General features: G+C 67.0%; 15 protein-coding genes. 11 read left to right on the top strand and 4 right to left on the bottom strand.

Translation table 11 applies throughout. The features are described from left to right. The first annotated feature begins 136 nt into the window (after nucleotides 1-136). Complete coding sequence (locus ACNI3K_RS08830; protein ID WP_419391511.1) at nucleotides 137-769, top strand: hypothetical protein; 633 nt, start codon at nucleotides 137-139, stop codon at nucleotides 767-769. Here ACNI3K_RS08830 and ACNI3K_RS08825 read toward each other — a convergent pair. The 3 genes from ACNI3K_RS08825 to ACNI3K_RS08815 all read right to left on the bottom strand — a co-directional run bounded on the left by ACNI3K_RS08825 (nucleotide 730) and on the right by ACNI3K_RS08815 (nucleotide 4,718). Next, nucleotides 730-1,869: a hypothetical protein gene (locus tag ACNI3K_RS08825; protein WP_419391510.1), complete on the bottom strand. Its 1,140-nt coding sequence runs from the start codon at nucleotides 1,867-1,869 to the stop codon at nucleotides 730-732. The genes ACNI3K_RS08830 and ACNI3K_RS08825 overlap by 40 nt on opposite strands. 66 nt (nucleotides 1,870-1,935) lie before the next feature. After that, entirely contained in the window at nucleotides 1,936-2,118 is a 183-nt protein-coding gene (locus tag ACNI3K_RS08820; protein ID WP_419391509.1) for a hypothetical protein, read from the bottom strand. A 1,172-nt stretch (nucleotides 2,119-3,290) separates the two neighbouring features. Continuing rightward, complete coding sequence (locus ACNI3K_RS08815) at nucleotides 3,291-4,718, bottom strand: recombinase family protein (protein ID WP_419391508.1); 1,428 nt, start codon at nucleotides 4,716-4,718, stop codon at nucleotides 3,291-3,293. Nucleotides 4,719-5,028: 310 nt separating this feature from the next. Here ACNI3K_RS08815 and ACNI3K_RS08810 point away from each other — a divergent pair, with 310 nt between their 5' ends. Genes ACNI3K_RS08810 through ACNI3K_RS08795 form a run of 4 tightly spaced genes read left to right on the top strand, consistent with a single transcriptional unit; the run spans nucleotide 5,029 to nucleotide 6,484 of the window. Beyond that, a complete protein-coding gene (locus ACNI3K_RS08810) occupies nucleotides 5,029-5,190 on the top strand; it encodes a hypothetical protein (protein WP_419391507.1) in 162 nt (53 codons plus the stop codon). After that, nucleotides 5,162-5,560 (top strand): TadE family protein, encoded by a 399-nt coding sequence (locus ACNI3K_RS08805; RefSeq protein ID WP_419391506.1) that lies wholly within the window; start codon nucleotides 5,162-5,164, stop codon nucleotides 5,558-5,560. The genes ACNI3K_RS08810 and ACNI3K_RS08805 overlap by 29 nt, the downstream gene beginning before the upstream one ends. Next, the gene (locus ACNI3K_RS08800) at nucleotides 5,553-6,029 is read left to right on the top strand and encodes a pilus assembly protein (protein WP_419391505.1); all 477 of its coding nucleotides are present in this window, start codon (nucleotides 5,553-5,555) and stop codon (nucleotides 6,027-6,029) included. Before ACNI3K_RS08805 ends, ACNI3K_RS08800 begins: the two co-directional genes overlap by 8 nt. After that, nucleotides 6,026-6,484, top strand: coding sequence for a pilus assembly protein TadG-related protein (locus tag ACNI3K_RS08795; RefSeq protein WP_419391504.1), 459 nt, complete (start codon nucleotides 6,026-6,028; stop codon nucleotides 6,482-6,484). The genes ACNI3K_RS08800 and ACNI3K_RS08795 overlap by 4 nt, the downstream gene beginning before the upstream one ends. Before the next feature lie 2 nt (nucleotides 6,485-6,486). On the opposite strand, the gene ACNI3K_RS08790 is transcribed toward ACNI3K_RS08795, so the two are convergent. After that, nucleotides 6,487-7,872 carry a glycosyl hydrolase 2 galactose-binding domain-containing protein gene (locus ACNI3K_RS08790; protein WP_419391503.1) on the bottom strand — a complete coding sequence of 462 codons (1,386 nt, stop codon included), beginning with the start codon at nucleotides 7,870-7,872 and terminating at the stop codon, nucleotides 6,487-6,489. Between the two features lie 231 nt (nucleotides 7,873-8,103). On the opposite strand from ACNI3K_RS08790, the gene pflB reads away from it, so the two are divergent. The 6 genes from pflB (at nucleotide 8,104) to adhE (ending at nucleotide 16,425) form a co-directional block, all read left to right on the top strand. Continuing rightward, the gene (pflB, locus tag ACNI3K_RS08785; RefSeq protein ID WP_419391502.1) at nucleotides 8,104-10,380 is read left to right on the top strand and encodes a formate C-acetyltransferase; all 2,277 of its coding nucleotides are present in this window, start codon (nucleotides 8,104-8,106) and stop codon (nucleotides 10,378-10,380) included. 90 nt (nucleotides 10,381-10,470) lie between these two features. Beyond that, nucleotides 10,471-11,298 (top strand): pyruvate formate-lyase-activating protein, encoded by an 828-nt coding sequence (gene pflA / locus ACNI3K_RS08780; RefSeq protein ID WP_419391501.1) that lies wholly within the window; start codon nucleotides 10,471-10,473, stop codon nucleotides 11,296-11,298. A gap of 43 nt (nucleotides 11,299-11,341) precedes the next feature. Next, the gene (locus ACNI3K_RS08775) at nucleotides 11,342-11,776 is read left to right on the top strand and encodes a rhodanese-like domain-containing protein (RefSeq protein WP_419391500.1); all 435 of its coding nucleotides are present in this window, start codon (nucleotides 11,342-11,344) and stop codon (nucleotides 11,774-11,776) included. Nucleotides 11,777-11,888: 112 nt separating this feature from the next. Further along, nucleotides 11,889-13,286, top strand: a complete 1,398-nt coding sequence (locus ACNI3K_RS08770; RefSeq protein WP_419391499.1) for an L-lactate MFS transporter — start codon at nucleotides 11,889-11,891, stop codon at nucleotides 13,284-13,286. A gap of 2 nt (nucleotides 13,287-13,288) precedes the next feature. Next, nucleotides 13,289-13,420, top strand: a complete 132-nt coding sequence (locus ACNI3K_RS08765; RefSeq protein WP_419391498.1) for an MFS transporter small subunit — start codon at nucleotides 13,289-13,291, stop codon at nucleotides 13,418-13,420. 278 nt (nucleotides 13,421-13,698) lie between these two features. Then, nucleotides 13,699-16,425 carry a bifunctional acetaldehyde-CoA/alcohol dehydrogenase gene (adhE, locus tag ACNI3K_RS08760; protein WP_419391497.1) on the top strand — a complete coding sequence of 909 codons (2,727 nt, stop codon included), beginning with the start codon at nucleotides 13,699-13,701 and terminating at the stop codon, nucleotides 16,423-16,425. Nucleotides 16,426-16,610 lie beyond the last annotated feature (185 nt).

The following is a 16,610-nucleotide window of genomic DNA, read 5'->3' as shown; positions in this document are numbered from 1 at the left end:
ACCCGGCCCAGCACTGAGGTCAGGCGATGACCTACACCCGGCGCGGCATCTGCCCCCTGCGGGTGCGCAGACAGTTCGGTACGACACCCTCGGCGTGCGCCGCCGCCTCGGACTGCGCGGCACCCATGCGACCACCGTGCTCGACCCGGCGGCGTTCGTTGCCTTGTGGAGACGCGCGGACGCCATGCATGTGCGCCGACGCCAGTGGGACACCTACATCGCGGTCGACCTCGAGATCGACGCGACTGCCGTGCAGTTCGCAGATCTCTGCCTTCCACACAGTCTCATCAACTCGTCGGTCGAGCCGAAAACGCTTTCGCGCGAAGTCCTCATCAGCCGAGTGCGCGAGATACGCCGGATCCACGGACACGTTCGAGATCTGGCACTGCGAAATCTGGCCAACGGAGGCTTTCCACATCTCCCCGGCCATCTCGCTCCGGATCCGAGAATCGTCTGCGTGGTGGAGCGCGCGTACGCATTCGCGGCCGCCGCCATCGCAGGCGGCACGGACGACACTCTCGCCCGGACTTGGGCGGCCGGCGTCGTCGTGGCTCACGGCCTCCCACGGCCCATGCTGAGCCTCGGAACAGCCACCCCCATCAACGAGACTGACGACATGCTGTACCCGCGGCACACACTCATCTCTGAGTACTACCGGCAGGCACTAGAGGACCTGCGCCGCGTCGGGGATGCGACCAGATTCATGGACCTCGCCACCAGAGCGTGGATCTACTGCACCTTTGGCCAAGGCTCGCCCGGTAGCGGGTAGCAGTTCACGGCATCGAGCCACATCGTCATCGGCCGTGTCGCGACAAAGAACTCCTCGCCCTTGCGCGTGCGGCGCACTTCAGCGATCTCTGCCGCCACAAGCACCTTGAGTGACCGTTGCACCCCACGTTCCGTAAGCCCCGACACCCTGGCCGCCTGACCGGCAGTGAGCGCGGGCAACCCCACCAGCGCGTCGATCAGGAGCTTCTGCCTGGGCGTAAAGGTCTTGCTGTGGCGGCCACCAGCCTGCTCGATCGCGTACCGCCCTGCGTGTTCGACCATGTAGCGCGACGCTGCGCCGCTTCGCGCGACCGCGAGAAAAACCTCGCCGAGCGCACGATCCACAGCATGCGGGTCCGGCTCACCTTCGACGGCCAAGACAGACGCAACCCTTTGCCACGAATCCTTAGGTTCCGCGAGGAAACCCCACGAGATGGGCGGGCACATCCATTCCTCCACACCCTTGGCGTCCTCAAGCACGGTTGAGAACAGCATGCGTGCCGCGATTCCCGTTGACCCGCAATCGGGGTCGACAGCAGCAACCGTCATCATCGCGAGCGCGGCCCTGGCCATCGGGGGTTCGCTTCCGTGGGGCACCCAGGAGGCGAGGTCTGCCGCCAGTTCTCTGGCGAACCGCCGCGGCAACGGCCCCTCCGATCCGATCGCAGACGGCCACGCATCCAACGCCCCTTGGTACCGCCGCACGGGGTCGCGGTGGCCATGTGCCGTCGCGTTACCCAGACCCACTGATTGCCGCAGCAGTGCCGCCGCAAGCGCATCGCCCGAAAGGCCCTTCACGTCCCGGTGATCGTGCAAGAAATGCTGGCGCACCCGCGACCATTGCACCTTCCCGTCGACCAGCGAAGCCGATGATGCGGCGGATATCGCTAGCGCGTAGTAGATGCCCCCGATCGAGCTAGACGTGTTTCTGAAGGCACCTTCGACACGGCCGATCGCTCTCGACGCTTGCTCCAGCGCGGCAAGGGTGGCGTCCGAACGCACCGTCCACCTCACCCGAGACGGCAAGCCAGGAACAATGATGTCGGCTCCCGCCCACGCACCATCGAGCTCCCCGGGTGCCACCACTAGACGCTCACCCATCCGCCACCTCCCTGTCCGCGAAGATCGTCCCGTGCAGGACTGACATCCCACAGCGGCGGGCATCCTTTAGGCACTCGGAGAACTCGTCACCCCGGCACTTGGACCGAAAGTACTGTTGAGTTCAATACGGCCGGCGGCGATGTAGCGCGCTTTGTAGCGGATAAGCATCTTGCGGTTTGTTCCCAGGCGCTGTGCTGCCATTGAGATGTCTGCGTGGCCGGCGAGCAACGATTCGACAACGGTGGTCATCCCGTCGACCTCGATACCGCGCTCGTGAAGCCGTGGGCGCGCTTGCGCGATCACTCGGCGGCCACCTCTCGCGAAGGCGGAGAGCTCCGCTGCAGAAACTGTGCATGAGTCGCGGGCCGCGACTAGCGATTCTTTCGCCGTGTCACCGGCCAAGATTCCCAGAACAGCCGCGACTCGCGGGTCACCGCCGATTGCCTGGCGGACCGACGGCGTCCCAGCCGAGACTGGGGTGCGAGGGACATCGGTCGAGCCCATGGTCAAAGGACTCGGAGCATCCTGGACCAGCCCGCGACCCTGTGGCCACAAGAGGGCAAGCCGTCTTACGAAGGCGTATGGATCGACCATCTGCACTCCCAAATCTCGTCGCAGTCCGGGACAGCGGACTGGCAGGGCGATCTGCCCGGGTGCAAGGTATCCACGCCGCATTGAACGCCCTGTTCGGACCGTGACGAAGAAGAAGGACGTATGAATACGCGCCGCGTGTAGTTCCAGAGCGCAAGGACGACGTGCGGCTACCGTTGGCTAGAAGTTGACGCGATGTTGAGCTGCGGAGCGGCTCAACGCGTCGGCTCGCCGGATGCTGTGGCAAGCAGACACCGGTTCTTGGCCGCGCACGCTAGTCGGGGATGCCATGGATGGCCCCAACACGGCAGGCGTGCGGTATCGCGCCGGGTTGCCAGCGGATGACGGCACCCGCCTCACGCGGAGCGTGAAGCACCAAAATGGACGACAACAACGTCGCTGTACACCCGGACGCGCGCGTCGCGCGTCTAGCTGAAACCATAGTTGACCTAATTGAGCGTGTTGAATCGCGGCAACGGGAGGACCAAGCCGCTTAGACCGTGACAGGCGCGACGCTCCACCATGGTCGGCTCGTGCGTTTCGCCGACAGGGCGTTTACGCGCGCCACAGCCGGATCAAGACAGACGCGGAGCGGACTTACGCGGTGACGGCGCTTCGGGCATCTCACCTCGTGACCCGCTGATGTCCACGCGTCCGGCGCATATTGGTGCGGACTTGCTGCCGGTTCAGGGCCGATCGACTCTCTGAGTCTGTCATTCCGTTGGGAACGGGCACGCGCCGCTTTAGTGCCCCTCTCCTACGGACTCGACGAGACTGTGCATTGTGCGCGAGCTTCGCTCTGTCCTGGTTGTGGGCACTGCAAATCTCGACTAGAACGCGAACTCGACCGTGAGCGTTGCGGGCTTGAAGCGGCCTCCGCCCGTTGGCAAAATCGTGACGCAAGCACCGAGTTCTTCGAGCAGGGCATGCCGCTCCACGACGGTCGCAACGTCCCACACCGCCTCGATTCCTCCCGCTGCCGCGAGTACGGCAGACAGCCCGCTCGGCGCGCTCGTAGGCATGAGCGCGGCGAGCCGGTTTCGTTCGGGCACCAGGCTGTCTGAGATCGTCGCAAGCTGCAGGGCAGTGATCGTGCCATTGGAGTACAACACTGCGGCGTCTTCGAGTTTGACTTCTACATTCTTGAGTTTGGATGCGGCGGCTCCGTCGTCGTCTTGCCGGCGAGCCAGCGCGGCTTCTACTCCTGCCACGACATCTGGCTGGCTGAGCCGTGCAATCACCGCAGCCCTCACGCTCTCGTCCACCTGAAGCAACCCGCGCGAAACACATCCGCGGCGATCGCATTGGTAGGTGGGCCTGGCGGGTGTGCGACCGTCCTTCATGGCCTTCCCCCGCAGGGGGCCATCGCAGACGCCGCAGACGCCCACGCCGTACGACAAGAGCCACTTGCGCGGCGCGCCCCGCTGGACACGGGTGAATCGGTCGGGGGACTTGAGGACCGCACACGCCTCTTCCCAAGCCCTGGTATCCACGAGCGGCGGCCAACGCGCTTCGTAGAAGACTTCGGTGGGGCGACCAATGTGGTGGACCCGCTGTGCGACGTTCGATGCACGAAGCACGAGCGATCGCACCGTTACCGGTTGCCAAGCTACGCCCGAACGCGGCAGGGGCACTTTCTCGGCGTTCAGTGCCCTGCAAATCGCGCGCAATGGCACCTCAGCGCGCACGTCGTTAATGATGCGCTTCACCACTTCGGCTTCGCCGGGATCGACCTCATACGCGCCATCTGCGCCCTTGCGCCAACCAAAGCCCAATTTCGATGCGGGACGTCCATCCGCGGCGCGTTGCGCAGCTGCCGCGATGACTCGCTCGCTCTTTACCTCCGACTCGGCTGTGTCGAAGGTTGTCATCAGATCGGTGATTAGTCGCCCGTAGGCCGATGTGAGGTCCATACGCGGGCCCTTGACCGGAACGATTGACGTGGATGCCTCGCGGAATGTCTCGATCACTCTTGCGCGGTCGGGGCGCGAGCGCACCAGCCGCGAGGTCTGCCAGACGAGGACTGCGTCAAGCCTGCCTCTCGTAACCTCCGCCATGAGCCCTTCAAAGCCGGGACGTAACTTGCGGGCGTTCATCGCCGAGATGTCGTTGTCCTGGTAGACGTTGACGATCTCGTAGTTCTCCTGCGCTGCAAGTTCTCGGCACGCCTCGATCTGCCGACGTACGCCGGCAGCCTCTTGAGAGAGGTCTGACGAAATGCGCGCGTAGATCGCTGCGCGTTGTTGTTGGCTCGTCACGCCGCCGACCCTACCGGCAAGCCGCAACCAACAGAGTTCAAAGGGGGTAGGCAGGTAGACCTTCCGGATCGGGCCGAACCTGCACCAGGTGTGCGGTCCGCGGGAGGGGGAAGCGGGCCAAAGGCACCCGAGTGACGGGTTCGGCTTTGCGGCAGGGGCGTCCAGCGCAAATGTACCAGGCAGGATAAAACCTACCCTGTTACGAAGTTTGTCTTCGCAGTCTTCCCCGGTTTGGTCGCGATCGACCTCGGGGGTTAAACGATGGCGCCATGCAGCACGACAAAAGGGGGACAGCGTGATCCAACAATTGATGACGAGACTGACCGATGACGATCCGGAGCGTGGCGATGTGCCCGGCTGGGTGCTCATCACGCTCATGACCGCGGGGCTGGTGGCCGCGATCTGGGCACTCGCGGGGCCAGCGCTCGAGGGCTTGTTCACCGATGCGATCGAATCCGTCACGGGCGGTTGACCGCGAGCAGGGATCCGCTGCGGTCGAGTTCGTGCTCGTGGGCACCCTGGTGGTGCTCATCGGGCTCGCGGTGCTCCAGCTCGTGCTCGCTCTGCACGTGCGCAACACGCTGACCTCCAGCGCGTACGAGGGGGCGCGTCACGCCGCGCGCGCAGACCGAACGCTTGCCGACGGCGTCGCGCGCAGCGAGGAGATGGCGCGATCGGCGCTTGGGGCGACGGAGATCGTTGCGACAGCGGACCACTCTTCTTCGGACGGTGCCGACGTCGTGGTCGTCACGATCGAGGCCGACGTGCCGCTGGTGGGCATGTGGGGGCCGGGCACCATGCGGGTCGAAGCGCGCGCGTTCGACGAGGCCGGCCGTGGCTAGGCGGGAGCGCCCGCGGGGCGATGATTCCGGCGCAGCCCTGGTGGAGTTCCTCGGAGTCACGGTGATGATCCTGGTGCCCGTCATCTACGTGGTCGTCGCAGCCTCGCAACTGCAGGCTGCCGCGTTCGCCGTAGAAGGGGCGAGCCGCGCAGCCGCGCGGGGTGCGGTGGTCGCGGGCCTCGACGCTCTGGAGAGCGGGGCCTCGCCGGCCGATGCTCGGGCTGCCTCGGTCGCGCGCGCGGAGGCGGCGGTGGCGATGGCTTTGGAGGACTTCGCCGTGCGCGGCGACCCGACCGTCGGTCTCGCCTGCGACTCGGACCCGTGCTTCGAGCCCGGCTCAGCCATCACCGCCGAGGTGCGGGTCGATGTGCCGCTCGCGGGCGTGCCGGGAGTGGTCGTCGAGGTGGTGCCGCTCGCGGTCGAGGTGACCGCGGTCGGCCGCTCTCCCGTCGAAGGGTTCGCCCCATGAGCCGATGGTTGCGGGAACTGCGATCACGCTCGCAGGCCGATGATGGCAACGTCACGCTGCTGACGCTCGGCTGGGTGGTCATCGCCGTGGTCGCGCTTCTGGTCATGGCGGCGGCGACCCAGCTGCACGTGGATCGGATGCGGCTGGCGTCGCTTGCGGACGAGCTCGCGCTCGCGGCTGCGGATGAGGTCGATGCCGGCAGTTACTACTCGTCGACCGGCGGGGACGTCTCGCTGGACGAGGGCGCAATGCGGGACGCAGCGGCCGCGTGGCTCGCCGCCGATCCGCGACCGTGGGTGGACGGGGTGGCGGTTGCCGAGGTGAGCGCGTCGGCCGACGGCACGGCGAGCGTCGCCGTCACGCGGCGGGTGTGGCCGCTGTTCGACGTCACGGCGCTCGCGGCGTTCCGCGACGGCATCCTGCTCGCCGCGGAGGGTCGTGCCCGCGCAGGCTAGCGCTAGGTGGTGAGCCGGTCGTGGTCCAGCACCGCGATGATGCCCGACACCAGTGACCCGTACGCGCGGTCCTCGACGGTGCCGTAGGTGAGCAGCGACGGGTGTGGCGCGAGCCGCGCCACGTGCTCGCGGGTCTCCTCGATGGCCTCGCCCTGGACCGGCGCACCGGCGCGATAGCCGTCGCCGACGAACGGAGGATCCTGCACTACGAATAGGCCCAGCTCGTCGCACGTCTGGTAGAACAAGGGGGACTCGTAGACGCCCACGCCGTCGACATGAATCACGCCCGCCCCGGCGTCGCGCATCTGCTCGATCCGTGCGCGCACATCCTCGGCGGCGATCCGGGACAGGACCGTGTCGAGCGGCATCCACCGCTCGACCTGCAGGTCGAGCGGCTGACTATTGACCGTGACGCTCACCCGCTCGGTGCGAGGGGAGACCTGAGGCGTATCCGGGATCTCTACCCCCGCATCGGCCGCATTGACCGCTCCCGTGAGGACGGCCGAGCGAAACCCGATCCGACGCGCGTGCGTGTCCAGGCGCTCGTCGGTCGAGTGCAGGTCCACGACCAGGTCGTACAGCCGCGCCGGGCCGTGGCCGTGAGGCCACCAGGCCTCGATGTTCGGCGCCTCGACGGTCACGACGCCCGACACCTCGCCCGGCGGGATCTGGGCGCTGGACTCCGCGCCCGCGAGGGAGGCGTAGACGGTCAGCGGCTCTCCCGCGGCGCGCTCCACGCGCACATGCACCTGGACACGCCCAGAGTCGCCGTCGAGAGTGACCAGCGGGCGCACCTCGTCGAGCCGCGCCACGCGCCAGCGTTCGATCCGCACGCCGCCCCAGATGCCAGCGGTGTGCGCGGCCTTGGCTCCAAATGGTCCGAACCCCCACGCCATCTTGCGCACTCCTCGGTAGGCGCGCGTGACGTCCCCGCGGCGCGCATCGGCGTCGACCCCGCGCGCATACGCGAGAGCGGACACGAAGTCCACGGTGAGCTCGTTCGCGCCGCCGACCACCAGTTCGCGCACATCGAACCGGTAGGACCGGTGCATGTTCTTGGTGCGCGCGATCTCCATGTCGTTCAGCTTGACCGTGGCGACGGTGTCGAGGCCGTCGAAGACCACGTCCACACGCTCGCCCGGCGTCGCGGGTGTGGCCGCGAACTGGGTGGCGTAGCGCCACTCGCACCAGTTCATCCAGTCAGCGGCCGTGCCGTCCTCGCGAGGGCCGTCCGGCAGCAGCCCGGCGCGGTCCAGGTCCAGCGGCACGGAGCCGGGGACATGAGCGGGGATCGACACGCGCTCCACGTCGGACGGGGCGTCGCCACCGGTATGCGTCAGGGTCCAGCCCTCGTGGATGGGATTGGAGACGAAGGTGACGGCTGACAACGGCGGCTCCGGGAAGGATCGACGCGGACGGGGGGACGAGCGACAGTCTCGCACGGGTTCCCCGGTCGCTGCAGACCTGTCCGGTGAGGGCCGTAGGTCCCAGGCCAGGGCCGATGCGCGGGCATAGCGTCGAACTATCGCCGATGGCACCCGACCAGGACGCCACGGTGCAGTACATGGCTCGGTTCGGACCGTGACCCACGGAACGGGCCCCACCAGGGAGGACTCATCATGACCGCCACCGACATCCCCACCACAGCAGCCGCCGACTCCGCCGCACACGAGGCCGAATGGCGCTCGTTCGCGCGCGGGCCGTGGTCCGACGGCATCGACGTGCGTGGCTTCATCCAGGCCAACTACACCCCGTACGAGGGCGACTCCTCGTTCCTTGAGGGCCCCACCGAGCGCACCGTTCGCGCCTGGGAGTCCATCACTGCGCTGTTCCCCCAGGAGCGCGAGAAGGGCGTCTACGACGTCGACGCGACGACCCCCTCGTCGATCACCGCCCACGCACCCGGCTATGTGGTCGAGGGTGAGGACGTCATCGTGGGGATGCAGACCGATGCGCCACTCAAGCGCGCCATCATGCCCTTCGGCGGCTGGCGCATGGTCGCCAACGCCCTCGAGACCTACGGCTACGAGGTCGACCCGCAGCTCGAGAAGATCTTCACCGACTACCGCAAGACCCACAACGCCGGCGTGTTCGACGTCTACCCGCCGAACGTCCGCGCGGCTCGCCGCTCGCACATCGTCACCGGCCTGCCCGACGCCTATGGGCGCGGCCGGATCATCGGCGACTACCGCCGGGTGGCGCTGTATGGCGTGGACGCGCTCATCGCGGCCAAGAAGGCCGAGCGCGGCATCCTCGACATGGGACGTTCCACCGAAGACGTGATCCGTGACCGCGAGGAGAACGCCGAGCAGGTACGCGCGCTGGGTGAGCTCAAGCAGATGGCCGCCAGCTACGGCTACGACATCTCTGGCCCGGCCAGCAACTTCCGTGAGGCCGTGCAGTGGCTCTACTTCGCCTACCTGGGCGCGGTCAAGGAGCAGAACGGCGCCGCGATGTCGCTGGGTCGCACCTCGACGTTCTTGGACGTCTTCGCCGCGCGTGACCTGGCAGAGGGCACTCTCGACGAGTCCGAGATCCAAGAGGTCGTGGACGACTTCGTCATCAAGCTCCGCATCGTGCGGTTCCTGCGCACCCCGGAGTACGACGCGCTGTTCTCGGGCGACCCGACGTGGGTCACCGAGTCCATCGGCGGCATCGGCGACGACGGCCGCCCGCTAGTCACCAAGACCTCGTTCCGGTTCCTGCAGACCCTGTACAACTTGGGCCCGGCTCCTGAGCCGAACCTCACGGTGTTCTGGTCAGAGAAGCTGCCCCAGGGGTTCAAGGACTTCTGTGCGCAGGTATCGATCGACACGTCCGCGATCCAGTACGAGACCGACGAGCTGATCCGCTCCCAGTGTGGGGACGACGCCGCCATTGCGTGTTGCGTGTCCGCCATGGAGGTTGGCAAGCAGATGCAGTTCTTCGGAGCGCGAGTCAACTTGGCCAAGGCGCTGCTGTACGCGATCAACGGCGGTCGCGACGAGATCTCGGGCGCACAGGTCGCGCCGGTGAGCGCGCCGCTCATGGGCGAGGTGCTCGGCTTCGACGAGACGCTCGATGCGTTCGACGGGCTGCTCGACTGGCTCGCCGAGACCTACGTGGACGCGCTCAACTGCATCCACTACATGCACGACAAGTACGCCTACGAACGCCTCGAGATGGCGCTGCACGACGGGTCGATCCTGCGCACCATGGCGTGCGGAATCGCCGGCCTGTCCGTCGCGGCCGATTCGCTCAGTGCCATGAAGTACGCGACTGTTCGCCCCATTCGGGACGAGACCGGCCTCGCCGTCGATTACGAAGTGGAGGGCGAGTTCCCCACGTTCGGCAACGACGACGACCGGGTCGACGACATCGCGGTCGACTTGGTGGAGCGCTTCATGTCGAAGGTGCGCGAGCAGCCCACGTACCGCGGTGCCAAGCACACGCAGTCGGTGCTGACCATCACCTCGAACGTGGTCTACGGCAAGGCCACCGGCAATACGCCTGATGGCCGCCGGCTGGGCGAGCCGTTCGCACCCGGTGCGAACCCGATGAACGGTCGCGACACTCACGGCATCGTCGCCTCGGCGCTGTCGGTAGCGAAGCTGCCGTATGCCGACGCCGAGGACGGCATCTCTCTCACCACCACGGTGGTGCCCGCGGGCCTGGGCCGCGACAAGCCAGAGCAGATTCAGAACCTGGTGGGCGTGCTCGACGCGTACTCGATCTCTCACGGATTCCACATGAACGTCAACGTGCTGAACCGCGAGACTCTCGAAGACGCCATGGAGCACCCGGAGAAGTACCCTCAGCTGACCATCCGGGTCTCCGGATACGCCGTCAACTTTGTGCGGCTCACCCGCGAGCAGCAGCTCGACGTGCTGTCGCGCACCTTCCACGGCGGCCTCTGAGCCGCTGACAGGCGGGGTGCACCGTCCCGACACCCGGACGGTGCACCTCGACCGCAATAGTCCCCTCACTCGCGCCTTTGGAGGTGCACGATGACCGACAGCCCCGTATCGGTCGAACTCAAGCCCGGACCACCCATGGACGTAGCGGACGCAGAGATGGCCGCCTCCGAGAGGATCGTCGACCACACCGCAGGGTCCGTGCACTCGTGGGACCTCGTGATTGGCGCCGACGGCCCCGGTACCCGCATGACCGTGTTCATGGCCGGCTGCGGCATGCGCTGCCAGTACTGCCACAACCCCGACACGTGGCGCATGAAGAACGGTGTGCGCCACACCGTCGACGAGGTGATGCAGCGCCTCACGCGCTACCAGAAGGTCATGGACGTGACCGGTGGCGGGCTCACGATCTCCGGCGGCGAGCCCCTGCTGCAGTCGAAGTTCGTCACCCACGTGTTCCACCAAGCACATGAACTCGGCATTCACACGGCCCTCGACACCGCGGGCCTGCTGGGCTCGCGACTGAGTGACGAGGACCTCGACGACATCGACCTGGTGCTGCTCGACATCAAATCAGGGCTGCCGGAGACCTACAAGCAGGTCACTGGCCGGCCGCTGCAGCCCACCCTGGATTTCGCCGAGCGGCTGTCGCGCCTGGGCAAGAAGATGTGGGTGCGGTTCGTGCTCGTCCCGGGGCTCACGGACGCCGAGGACAACGTGGACGCGATCGGCGCCTTCGTCTCCACCCTCGACGGCGTGGAACGGATGGAGATCCTGCCGTTCCACCAGATGGGCCAGTACAAGTGGGAAGCGACGGGGGAGCCGTACCTGTTGGCGGACGCCAAGCCCCCGTCGGATGAGCTCATCGCGCGCGTCAAGGGTCAGCTGGAGTCGCATGGGCTACCGGTGACGGTGGCCTGACACCCGTGTGCGGCTTGATACCCCTAGGGGTATGATCGACTACATGAACATTCGCACTCTGCGCGCGTCCGTGCTGGGCGTGCTTGCCGCCCTCGTCCTGTCCGCATGCTCGACCGGTCAGGACGCTGGCACCGAAGGGCCGCCCGTCTTCGACGGCACACACGTGGACAGCGAGGCCTTTGCGCAGGCCGCCGACGGAGACGGTGTCACCGTCATCGACGTGCGCACCCCGGGCGAGTTCGCGGAGGGCCACCTGCCCGGCGCGATCAACATCGACGTCTCGTCTCCTACCTTTGCCGATGCGGTCGCTGAGCTGGATGCGGACGGCGCCTATGCGGTCTACTGCCAGTCCGCGAACCGCTCCCGCTTAGCCATCGACCAGATGACCACGGCCGGGCTGACCGAGACCATCGGGCTCGAGGGCGGCATCGGCGCCTGGACCGGTGACGTCGAGACCGGTGACATCGCGACCGGGTAGACCTCCCCTCCCTCCAGGCCCCCTCTTTCGGGTGACCTAGGTCCCTGGGAAAGGGTCCACAGGGCCGGAACGATAGTGGGCATCGAACCAGTTCCCCGGAGGGAGAACGATGATGTCCACTCTGAGTCGCGAGAGCACGGTTGCTCCGCCCGGATACAACCGCTGGATGGTGCCGCCCGCGGCACTCGCCGTGCACCTGAGCATCGGCCAGGTCTACGCCTTCAGCGTCTTCAAGGATGCGCTGATCGAGCGCTTCGACGCGAGCCACACGCAGATCGGCATGATCTTCTCGATCTCGATCGTGATGCTCGGCCTGTCCGCGGCCTTCGGTGGCCGCTGGATGGAGCGCACCGGCCCGCGGGCCGCGATGGTGCTGGCCGCCTTCGCATGGGCCGGCGGCTTCGCCGTGGCCTCGCTGGGCGTCTCGATGGGTCAGCTGTGGCTGGTCTACCTCGGCTACGGCGTCCTCGGCGGCATCGGGCTCGGCATGGGATACATCTCGCCCGTCTCGACGCTCATCAAGTGGTTCCCGGACCGCCCGGGACTCGCGACGGGACTCGCGATCATGGGATTCGGCGGTGGCGCGATGGTCGCCGCGCCGCTTTCGCAGTTCCTGCTCAGCAACTACGCGGACACGCCGGCCGATGCGCTCGTGCCGGCCTTCCTCACGCTCGGCGGGATCTACTTCCTGCTGATGCTGGCTGGTGCCGTCGTGGTGCGGGTGCCCCCCAAGGGCTGGAAGCCCGACGGCTACGAGCCCTCCGCGCACCGGTCCAAGGTCTCGAGTGGCGGCCAGGTGAGCGCTACGAACGCCATCAAGACCCCCTCCTTCTGGCTGCTGTGGGTGGTGCTGTTCACCAACGTCACCGCCGGGATCGGCATCTTGGAGAACGCCAAGCCCATGGTTGAGGACTTCTTCCCCGCCATCACCGCCGCAGCAGCTGCCGGGTTCGTGGGGCTGCTGTCGCTCGCCAACATGGCCGGCCGCATCGGCTGGTCGAGCCTGTCCGACGTGCTGGGCCGCAAGCTCACCTACGTCATGTACCTCGGTGTGGGTGCCGTGGCTTACGTGACCATCGCGCTCGCCGGTCCTTCGGCCATGGTGCTGTTCGTTGCGCTTGCGGTGCTGATCATCAGTTTCTACGGCGGCGGCTTCGCCACCATCCCGGCCTACCTGAAGGACGTGTTCGGCGAGTTCGAGGTGGGCGCCATCCACGGGCGACTGCTGACCGCGTGGTCCGCCGCCGGCGTGGCCGGACCGCTGATCGTCAACTCGGTGCTCGACAATCTGGAGGCTCAGGGCCTCGAGGGCGGGGACCTGTACCGGCCGTCGCTCCTCATCATGGTGGGCGTGCTGGTGGTGGGCTTCATCGCGAACCTGTTGGTCAAGCCCGTCGCCGCGAAGTGGCACGAGAACACCGATGCCGCGCCGGTACAAGACCTCGACGCCAGCCAGGACGCCTCCACGGATGCAGCTGAGCTGCCCACGCTCGCCGAGACGAAGGGATGATCATGACCGACAAGAAGACGGCTTCGCCCCGCACCAACCCCCTGGCCCTCGGGCTGTGGGTGGTCGTGGGCTCCGGCCTCGTGTACGGCGTGACGCAGACGGCCATCAAGGCCGCGGCGCTCTTCACCGGCTAACGTCCCGCACCTACCCCCAGCGCGCTGGAGGGACATGGGTGCCAGGAATTGCTCCAATCCTGCACTCATGTCCCTCCAGGAGGCAGGCGGCGATGCGGTCGCCAGGGCGGCACCTCCTCGGCGGAGGTGCCGCCCTTTTCGCGCCCCGTGCCAGCTCGCCCCCGCATCGGCCGTGGGCCCTAGGTCCCCGGGACCAACGCCCCTGAGAAACCGTGATTCGCGGGCATAGCGTCTAACCATCAGGGCGCACCCCGCGTCCTCGCCCGGAAGGAATCGAGATGACCGCCACCACCGAGTCAGCGACCACCACCACCGTGGTCTCCGACGAGATCGACCGCCTTGTCGCAGGCGCCCACCAGGCGCTCGCGGCCTACTCATCGCTCACGCAGGACGATGTGAACCTGATCGTGAAGAAGGCGTCTGTCGCGGCGCTGAACCAGCATGGTGCCCTCGCCGTGATGGCCGTCGAGGAGACCGGCCGCGGAGTGTTCGAGGACAAGGCCGTGAAGAACATCTTCGCGTGCGAGCACGTCACGCACTCGATGGCCACCATGAAGACCGTGGGCGTCATCAACGAGGACCCGATCCTTGGCATCACCGAGATCGCCGAGCCCGTGGGCGTGGTCGCTGGCCTCACTCCGGTCACCAACCCCACCTCGACCGCGATCTTCAAGTCGCTCATCGCGCTGAAGACCCGCAACCCCATCGTGTTCTCGTTCCACCCGAGCGCTCAGAAGTGCTCCGTGGCCGCCGCGCGCATCGTGCGGGACGCGGCGATCGCGGCCGGCGCCCCCGAGAACTGCATTCAGTGGGTCGAGGCGCCCTCTCTCGAGGCCACCAGCGCACTCATGAACCACGACGGCGTCGCGATGATCCTCGCGACCGGCGGCAACGCGATGGTCAAGGCCGCGTACAGCTGCGGCAAGCCCGCGCTGGGCGTGGGTGCGGGCAACGTCCCCGCCTACGTTCACGAATCGGCGAACGTCAAGCGCGCCATCAACGACATCGTGGTCTCCAAGGCCTTCGACTTCGGCATGGTGTGTGCGTCGGAGCAGGCCGTCATCCTCGACGCGTCGATCTACGACCAGGCATTGACGGAGTTCGACCGCCTGCACGCCTACCGCGTGACGCCGGAGGAGAAGGTCATGCTCGAGGAGCTGATCTTCGGAGTGCAGGCGGGCGGCGAGAACTGCGCCGGCGCCAAGCTCAACCCCAACATCGTCGGCAAGTCTCCCAACTGGATCGCCGCACAGGCGGGCTTCGAGGTCCCGGAAGAGACCTCGATCATCCTCGCCGAGGTGTCCCACGTGGGCGAGGCCGAGCCTCTGACGCGCGAGAAGCTGGCCCCCGTGCTGGCCGTCCTGCGTGCCGAGAGCACGGAGCAGGGCGTCACGCTCGCCGAGCAGATGGTCGAGTTCCACGGGCTGGGCCACTCCGCTGCGATCCACGCCGAGGACCAGGAGCTGATCCAGGAGTTCGGCCACCGCGTCAAGGCCGTACGCGTGATCACCAACTCCCCCTCCAGCCAGGGCGGGATCGGCGACATCTACAACGCGCTCATGCCGTCGCTGACGCTGGGCTGTGGCTCGTACGGCAAGAACTCCGTGAGCTCCAACGTCACGGCGCTCAACCTGATCAACGTCAAGCGCATCGCCCGGAGGAACAACAACATGCAGTGGTTCAAGGTGCCCGCGAAGACGTACTTCGAGCCCAACGCGATCCAGTACCTGCGGGACATGCCGAACGTCGAGCGCGTCACGATCATCACCGACGCGACCATGACCCGCATCGGCGTGGTCGACAAGATCCTGGACGTCCTCCACCGTCGTGGCAACGGCGTGTCCGTGCAGATCATCGACAACGTCGAGCCCGAGCCGTCCATCAACACGGTCAAGGCCGGCGCCGAGGTGCTCCGCGCATTCAAGCCCGACACCCTGATCGCCGTCGGCGGCGGTTCCCCCATGGACGCCGCGAAGGTCATGTGGCTCATGTACGAGCACCCCGAGGTCGTGTTCTCCGACCTCAAGGAGAAGTTCTTCGACGTGCGCAAGCGCGCGTTCACCTTCCCCAAGCTGGGAGAGCTCGCGCAGCTGGTCTGCATCCCGACCACGTCGGGCACCGGCGCCGAGGTGACGCCGTTCGCGGTCATCACCGACACGGACACCGGGCGCAAGTACCCGCTGGCCGACTACGCGCTCACGCCCACCGTGGCAATCATCGACCCCGTGCTGACGGCGAACCTGCCGTCGCGCGTCGCGGCCGACTCCGGCATGGACGCCCTCACCCACGCCACCGAGGCCTACGTGTCGGTCTACGCGAACGACTTCACCGATGGCCTCGCGCTGCAGGCGATCCGCCTGGTGTTCGAGAACATCGAGGAGTCCGTCACCGTGGGTGGCACCGCGGTGAAGGCGCGCGAGAAGATGCACAACGCCGCGACGATCGCCGGCATGGCGTTCGGCAACGCGTTCTTGGGACTCGTCCACGCGATGAGCCACACCACCGGCTCGATGTTCCACGTCGCGCACGGCCGCACCAACGCCATCTACCTGCCGCACGTGATCCGCTACAACGGCCGCGTTCCCACCAAGCCCACCTCATGGCCCAAGTACGAGACCTACGTTGCCCCGGAGCGGTTCCAGGAGATCGCGAAGATGCTCGGTCTCGCACACTCCACCCCGGAGGAGGCCGTCGAGGCCTACGCCGTGGCTGTCGAGGAGCTGCGCGACAAGCTGGGCATCGAGCGCTCCTTCCAGCAGGTCGGCGTCGACGAGGCGGAGTTCATGTCCTCGTTGGACACCCTCGCCATGAACGCCTACGAGGACCAGTGCGCGCCGGCCAACCCGCGCGTGCCGATGCTCGCAGACATGAAGGTCATGATGGAGGCCGCCTACTACGGCATCAAGTACGAAGAGGTGAAGGGCCGCGCGGTCACGGAGGCCTCCGCCCCCGACGACTCCGAGGCTCCCGCCAAGAAGTCGCGGTCTCGCAAGGCCAGTAAGTAACCGGGTCGCTCGCGGGGCGGTAGCCCGCCCCGCGAGCGCAAACCCTTAACCGTCGCCGGTCAGGACACAGCCGGCGCGAACGACAGCCCCGGCGCGTCTTCCACGCACCGGGGCTCTCGTGCGTGCCGCATGGGCCGCCTGCCTCGTGGAATGCGGGTACGGCCGATGCGGTTGTCGCCTATGAA

Origin of the sequence: Demequina ureilytica, assembly GCF_048553575.1 — a bacterium.
In the GTDB taxonomy this organism is placed as follows: domain Bacteria; phylum Actinomycetota; class Actinomycetes; order Actinomycetales; family Demequinaceae; genus Demequina.
This window is presented reverse-complemented; position numbering and strand designations above follow the sequence as displayed.